We start from the raw sequence: 6,705 nt of genomic DNA, 5'->3' as shown, positions 1-6,705 counted from the left end.
TTGTTGCTCGGCTCAATGGAGCCCTACTCCACCTTCTGGGGCTTGAGGGTGTCCACATCGGGCAGCAGGCGCTCGGCCATCCAGGACTGGATCAGGTACACGGTGTCGTTGTCGCTGCGCCGGGCATAGGTCTGGGACTTGTCGTTGTTCTTGCCGAAGGTCAGCCTCGTCTGCTTCCCGTTGAACTCGGTCACGATGACAATGCCCGCGGGCTTGTCGAAGCCCATGGTTTCCTCGCTGCTGCGCGGCGGCAGGTCGCTGGCCACCATGCTGGCGAGCTGGCGCGCCACGTTGTCGCAGAGCTGGCCGGTGGTCGGGCTGGGGTTGTAGCCGTCGGGCTCCTTGATCCGCCACGCGCCGGTCTCGGGCGTGTCGCGGCTGATAACCAGGGGATCGTTGCCCTTCTTCTCCACGCGAATCTCGTGGACGTCGTCGGGGTTGATGCGCGCGAAGGTGCGGTCGCGCCAGAGCTTGGGCTCGCGCTCCAGGATCGGGCGGAGCGCGCCGTCGATCACATAGACTTCCGACTCACCGGCATGGCGCACGTAGCTGGTGTTGAGGTCCGGGCCGAGCTTGCCGACGACGATGGACATGAGCTTGCCCCCGTCCTTGCCGTAAAAGGTAACGGTCGCACCCTTGGTGTTGGTCACCTCGTAGATATCGTGTTTCTCGGCTGTGTGAGAGACGAGGCGGTCCACGCGGATCTGCCCCATGGATTCGAGCAAGCGGTCGAGATTGCGCTCATCGGCGCCGTAGACGTTGCCATCCAGGGTCACTTCCCACACGCCCTCGGTGTTGGTGAGCGTGACATTGCCCTTGGGTTGCACGATCTCCACCTTGCTGAGCTCATCCTTGACGATGCTGGGGAAGACGCTCTCGAGCATCTTCTCGCTCTGTCCCGAGATTTTTTCGGTCTGCTTGGGGACCAGCATCACGATCAGCGCCAGTCCAGCCAGAATGCCGAGCAGAATTCCAATCCGTTTCATGGTTCTGGTCTCCTACGCTTCTAGCTGCGCGATTTCGAGCCGTGGCTCATCTGGTAGTGCTCTTCATAGAGCCGCCGGTCGCGCCGGCGGAGCAGGAAGCGCGCCACACCGAAGAGAATCACCAGCAGCGGCATCGCCGCGATGTTTACGAGCTGGATGAACTGCTGCTGCGACTCGGTGGACTCATCGAGCGGGTAGGTCGGCGCCACGCGGCTGCGAATGCCAATCAGCCCGTCGCCGAGCGTCAGCCAGTCCACCAGGTTCTGGACGAACACCAGGTTCTGGGTGCCGCTGCGCATCTGCTGGAAGTAGCCCAGCGGCCCTTCGGTGATGAAGTTGCTGCTGCCCACCACGATGATGCGGCCGTTCTCGGTACTATCGATGAAGTCGGGCGCCTCGCCCACCGGCGGCATCGGCGTCGATTCATACCCCTCGGGCATGGTCGGCACGGGCGCGCCGCGGCCGGCGTAGTAGCTCTGGAACGGCCCCTCAATCAGGCCGGCCAGCGTCAGCTCGGTCTGGGTCGTGCCGGGCAGCAGGCCCTCCTGCTCGCCGAAGACCTGCGCGGGAAGCTGGTGGGCCTTCGCGTAGGGAGAGGTCTTGAGCAGTGTGGTGAACTTGCGCTCACCCAGGGCGGAGGGAAGCACCTCGATGGGCGCGGTCCACATCAGCGCCACGCCGCGCAGGCTGGAGAGTGCGGGGTTCTCTTTTTCGATGCCCTCTTCGGTGATCTTCGGCCAGAACGGATAGGGCGCAATCGACTGCATGAAGCGCGTGGTAAAGCGCGCGCGGGCGCAGCGGCGATCGGCCACCAGCGAGGGGCCCACGCGCACGCCGTAGCTCTCGAGCAGGGGTTCGAGTCCTGAGGGGGTCGGGCTGGCGCGCATCTGGTCGTCGCGCTCGCTCTCATCGAGCAGGAAGATGGCCCGCCCGCCGCGCATGATGAACTGATCGATTTCGTAGAGGTCGCGGTCGGTCGCTTTCTTCGGACCGATCACCAGCAGGGTGTTCACGTCGCTCGGCACGGCCTTGCCACCGGCGAAGTTCACCTCGGTGACGTCGTACTGGCGACGCAGGCTCTGGTAGAGCGTTTCGAGATCCTCGCTGAGTTTGTAGCGCTGGTAGTCCTCCCAAAACGGCTGGGAGGCCGGAAGCGGATTGCCCAGCCAGACGCCGACTTTCCGGGGCTCGGAAGCGAGCTTGAGAACGGCACTGGTCAGGTTGTATTCGAAGTCATCGAGCGACTGTACCGCCTGAATGACTTCCTTCTTGTCCTGGTAGAACAGGCCCACGCCCATGTAGACCTTGCGCTGTTCGAGCTCGCCGCGCCCCACGACGGTCATCTGGAGCTCGGGAATGCCGAGCATCCGCATTTCCTGCTCGATCTCGGGATCGCTGGTCGGATCGATGAACTCGATCTGCACGCCGGCACCGCCGAGCGCCTTGTATTCCGAGAGCGTGTCCTTGACGCCGTTGATCAGCGCGCTCTGCGAGGGCGGGATGTTCTCGGAGAAGAAGGCCTTGATGGTCAGCGTATCGTCCAGGCCGGCGAGCGCGTTGGCCGTTGCGTCCGAGAGGGTGTAGCGCTGATCATCGGTCAGGTCGCAGCGGTAGAACACGCGCTGGGCGGCCACGTTGACCAGGACCACGATGGCGGCGATGAGCAGGAATTCGGTGAGTCGCTGTGCGCTTTTCATCGCTGGCCTCCTTAACCCTGCCGGTAGCCGCGAAGGGTGTAGATCGTCGCGGACAGGAAGAGCCCGATGAGGGCGAGGTAATAGACAACGTCGCGCGAGTCGATGACGCCGCGGGCGACCGATTCAAAGTGCGTGGACAGGCCCAGGTAGGACAGGATGCTGCCCAGCAGCGGCGGAAGGCCGCCATACTGCGCGGCGATGCCCACCAGGTAGAAGGCGGCGCAGAAGGTGAGCCCCACCACGAAGGCGACGATCTGGTCGCGCGTGATGGCCGAGGCGAAGCAGCCGATCGAGAGATAGGCCGCCGCCAGCAGTACGCTGCCGATGTAGGAACCCCAGATGGGCCCGGTATCGGGATCGCCCAGGAAACCGACGCTCGCGGGGATCGGGAAGGTGAGCCCGATCGCCAGGATCAGGAAGGCCAGTGCGGCCAGATACTTGCCGATCACCACTTCGGCGTCGCGCAGCGGATAGCTCAGCAGGAGCTCCACCGTGCCGAGCTTTCGCTCTTCGGCCCACAGCCGCATGGACACGGCCGGCACCAGAAAGAGGAACACGAAGGGCAGCACCCCGAAGAGGTTGCGCATCTCCGCCTGCCCGATCACGAAGAACGGCGTGAAGAAGAAGAACCACCACCCGCAAAAGACCAGAAACACGGTCAGCAGGATGTAGGCGATCGGAGAGTTGAAGTAGACCCGGAATTCTTTTTTGAAGACGGTCCAGACGTTGGCGACACTCATGCGGCACCTCCGCTGGTGGTCAGGCGCTTGAAGATGTCTTCGAGCGAGGCCTGGCTGCGGCTCATTTCAGTAAGTACCCAGTTGTTGTCGACAACGACCTTGAACAGGCGCTCACCATTGGCGGCGTCGCGCTTCATCGCCAGCGTGAAGCGGTGCGCCCCGTCCACTGCGTCGTCGCCGCGCTGAACATTGAGCATCCCCGAGGCCGCGCGCAGCTTGTCGGCCACTTCGGCGGCCGGGCCCTTGATCGCAACGACGATCTGTTCTTCGGCAGAGGCCTGCTTGGAGAGATCTTCGGTCGTGCCTTCGCCCGCGATCTTGCCGCCCGAGATAATGACCACGCGCGAACACGTGGCCGTCACCTCCGGCAGGATGTGGGTCGAGAGGATGACCGTCTTCTCCTTGCCGATGGCGCGGATGAGGTTGCGGATCTCGATGATCTGGTTGGGATCGAGGCCCGTGGTCGGCTCATCGAGGATCAGCACCTCGGGCCCGTGAATCATGGCCTGGGCCAGGCCCACGCGCTGGCGGTAGCCCTTCGAGAGCGCGCCGATGTCTTTTTTGAGCACCGGTTCGAGCCCGCAGGAAGCGATCATTTCTTCCTGGCGCAACCGACGCTCGTTCTTGGGAATTCGCCGAACCTCACAAACGAAGTTCAGGTATTCGAGGACGTTCATCTCCGAATACAGGGGCGCGTTTTCGGGCAGGTACCCGATCTTGCGTCGCACTTCGAGGGAGTTCTCCATCACGTCGATCCCGCCCACCATCGCGCGTCCCGAATCGGGCGTGAGATAGCCGGTGAGGATCTTCATGGTGGTGGTCTTCCCGGCGCCGTTGGGGCCGAGAAATCCGAGGACCTCCCGCGGTTCGACCTTGAAGCTGACCGAGTCGACGGCCAGCGTGGGGCCATAACTCTTGGACAGGTTTTCGACCTCAATCATGCGAGACCGTACCTCCAGCAAAAGAACCGGTTTGGTTTCAGGGCAAGTTCTGTCCGGATGCGATGGTTCCGGGAACTCGCCGGATGATAAAGACAGGGTTTCCGTTACCACATCGGAAATATGGGCGAAACTTCTTTAATGGATTTTAATGATGTTTCAGGCCCGAATCAGGGCTTCTGAGGCATACGGACTCAGGAGCGCTGCATGTGGGTCTGAATGTCTTCACGGGTAATGACCCCGCGCTCGGCCAGCACCCGCAGCAGCGCCGAGAGCGTGCTCTTCAGGCGGGCCACGTCAGCTTCGAGCTGGGCGATCCTGGCCGCATCGGCAGCCGATGAAGCCGCCGGCGGCGCGGTGATTCCCGAGAGTGACGTCGCCGCCGGATGCGGCTTGCGCGTGGCCGTCTGCGGGGGAGGTGGCGGCGGCGCGGCTGGCCTTGGCGCGACAGCCGGTTGCGGCGCCTGCTGGCCCAGCACGGTCTCGGGCTGCTCGGCAGGGGCGCCACCGGCAAAACGCACCGAGCCATCTTCCTGGAAGCTCATGTCGTAGCCGTAGTCCTGCGCGTAGTAGTAGCTGCGAATGGCGTCCTTGAGCTGTCCCTCAAGGGCCACCATCCCTTTGACCTTGCACTGGAGCTTGAACTCGATTTCAGAGATCGTTTCCGCATCGAGCGGGTTCGACATGGCGATCTGGTAAACCTTCTGCCGACCGAGCGCGGCTTCTTCCCCGATGGGAAGTACGTGCTTGGCTTCGGCATAGGTTGATTCGAGCAGGGTCTGCAGCGCGTGGGGCGGGCTTACCCCGGTCAGGTCGATGGAGGGATGCCCCATCTGGGAGCTCAGCGCGGCGAGCACATCGGCGGCGCGGCACACGCCGCGGCGCACCAGCACGCTGCCGATTTTCTCCCCGGAGACTTTCTGTTCCTCTAGCCCGGCCTGCACGTCCGCCGGAGTGACGACACGCATCTCCAGCAGAATCTCACCCAGTCGCTTTTTGAGTCCCGCCATGGGGGGTCAGTCCTCTCTCAAATGAGCAGCGACGTCCCTGCATACTCGCTTTCACCACGAAGATCCGAAGTGTAACAGAACCGGGAGGGCCGGCACAATTGAGGGGCCCGTTTTGCGGCCAAATCAGTCCAGATCGAGCAGGCCCCGGATTCCCGAGTCGTTTCGCCGGCGATAGACGTGGGCCATGAACACGCAGGCCACCATCCCGCCCGCAATGAAGATGAATGAAGCGAGGAAGGCCACCGAAGGGTGGAAGTTGTTCCAGGGCGAGCGGTAGAGAATGACATCGAGCAGTTCACCCTCCACCGAGGTGGCCGGCGCATGCGGGAGCCAGCCCACGTATTCCGAGAAAAGCACCGAACCATAGAGCGCCGAATAGAAGGTGGTGAACACCAGCCCCGTATCGAAGCCCCGCTGCAGGGTGATCGTGTAGATGATCACCCAGTAGAGCCCGACGGCGATGGTCGTCATCGAACCCGAGTATTGCACGAACAGCACCAGCCCCACCCCGTCGGCCGCCCAGCGCAGGTATTCCGCCGCCCGGCGAATGTTGCTGCCATAAGTCGCGATGTAACCGCTGATCGAAATCACCGTGTAGGCGATCAGGATTCCCACGTAGAAGAACTCTACCTTGTCGTGCACCAGCGCGAAGGCGCCCCAGACAGGCGCGGCCAATGCCACGCGCACGCCGGTGATGAGACGGTCGCGCACGGCCTGCTCGTCTTCGATGGAGAGCGCCGCGATTCCCGCATTTTCCACGCGATAGCCCTCGCCGGCGGCGTCCTTGAGCTTGTTGCCCAGCGGCTCGAAGATCCGCTGGAAGAGGAAATACTGGAAGGGAAAGGACACCACCCCGATCACGCTCAACGCCATCACGGTCCAGATCGCAAACGTGGCGCTGAAGTCCAGCAGGAAGCCCACGCCCCAGCCCGTCAGCATTCCCGCGCCGCCCCAGAGCACCATGGAGGTGATCGCGCTGCGAAGCGGCATCGTGTTGACCAGATCGGAGAGTTCATGCAGATGTGCGACGTCATCGGGCGCGGGCACCACCTCGCCGCGCTTTCGGAAGAAGCGCTCGTAGACGAAGTAACCCACCCCCAGGATGAAGAAGGCAATGACGTAGCCCAGGATGAAGTCGGGCATCCCCTCCAGCCCGGCGCGCATCAGGTCGCCGGTCGTCACGTTGAAGGTGTAGAGGGTCGCCACAAAGAGCGGGAGCGAGAATGCACTGACCACCAGCAGGATCTTGATGGTCAGCTTGATGACCGATTCATAAGCGGGAAGGCGGACCCCCTCGGGGTGGGCCAGCCACACCATGCGGCGCATCCAGTGCT

Annotated in this window: 6 protein-coding genes; all 6 read right to left on the bottom strand. The window is 63.1% G+C overall.

The window, feature by feature from the left end:
- Nucleotides 1-23: 23 nt before the first annotated feature.
- On the bottom strand, nt 24-986 hold the full coding sequence (locus KDH09_00955; GenBank protein ID MCB0218236.1) for a DUF4340 domain-containing protein: 963 nt from the start codon (nt 984-986) through the stop codon (nt 24-26).
- 20 nt (nt 987-1,006) lie between these two features.
- On the bottom strand, nt 1,007-2,683 hold the full coding sequence (locus KDH09_00950; protein ID MCB0218235.1) for a GldG family protein: 1,677 nt from the start codon (nt 2,681-2,683) through the stop codon (nt 1,007-1,009).
- Nucleotides 2,684-2,694: 11 nt separating this feature from the next.
- On the bottom strand, nt 2,695-3,423 hold the full coding sequence (locus KDH09_00945; GenBank protein ID MCB0218234.1) for an ABC transporter permease subunit: 729 nt from the start codon (nt 3,421-3,423) through the stop codon (nt 2,695-2,697).
- Complete coding sequence (locus KDH09_00940; protein ID MCB0218233.1) at nt 3,420-4,364, bottom strand: ATP-binding cassette domain-containing protein; 945 nt, start codon at nt 4,362-4,364, stop codon at nt 3,420-3,422. The genes KDH09_00945 and KDH09_00940 overlap by 4 nt, the downstream gene beginning before the upstream one ends.
- 191 nt (nt 4,365-4,555) lie before the next feature.
- On the bottom strand, nt 4,556-5,371 hold the full coding sequence (locus KDH09_00935; GenBank protein ID MCB0218232.1) for a hypothetical protein: 816 nt from the start codon (nt 5,369-5,371) through the stop codon (nt 4,556-4,558).
- A gap of 123 nt (nt 5,372-5,494) precedes the next feature.
- On the bottom strand, nt 5,495-6,705 hold a 1,211-nt coding region (locus KDH09_00930), incomplete at its 5' end, for a hypothetical protein (GenBank protein ID MCB0218231.1).

This window comes from Chrysiogenia bacterium (assembly GCA_020434085.1).
GTDB lineage: Bacteria > JAGRBM01 > JAGRBM01 > JAGRBM01 > JAGRBM01 > JAGRBM01.
The sequence above is the reverse complement of the archived record's forward strand: the minus strand, read 5'-3'. Positions and strand labels throughout refer to the sequence as shown.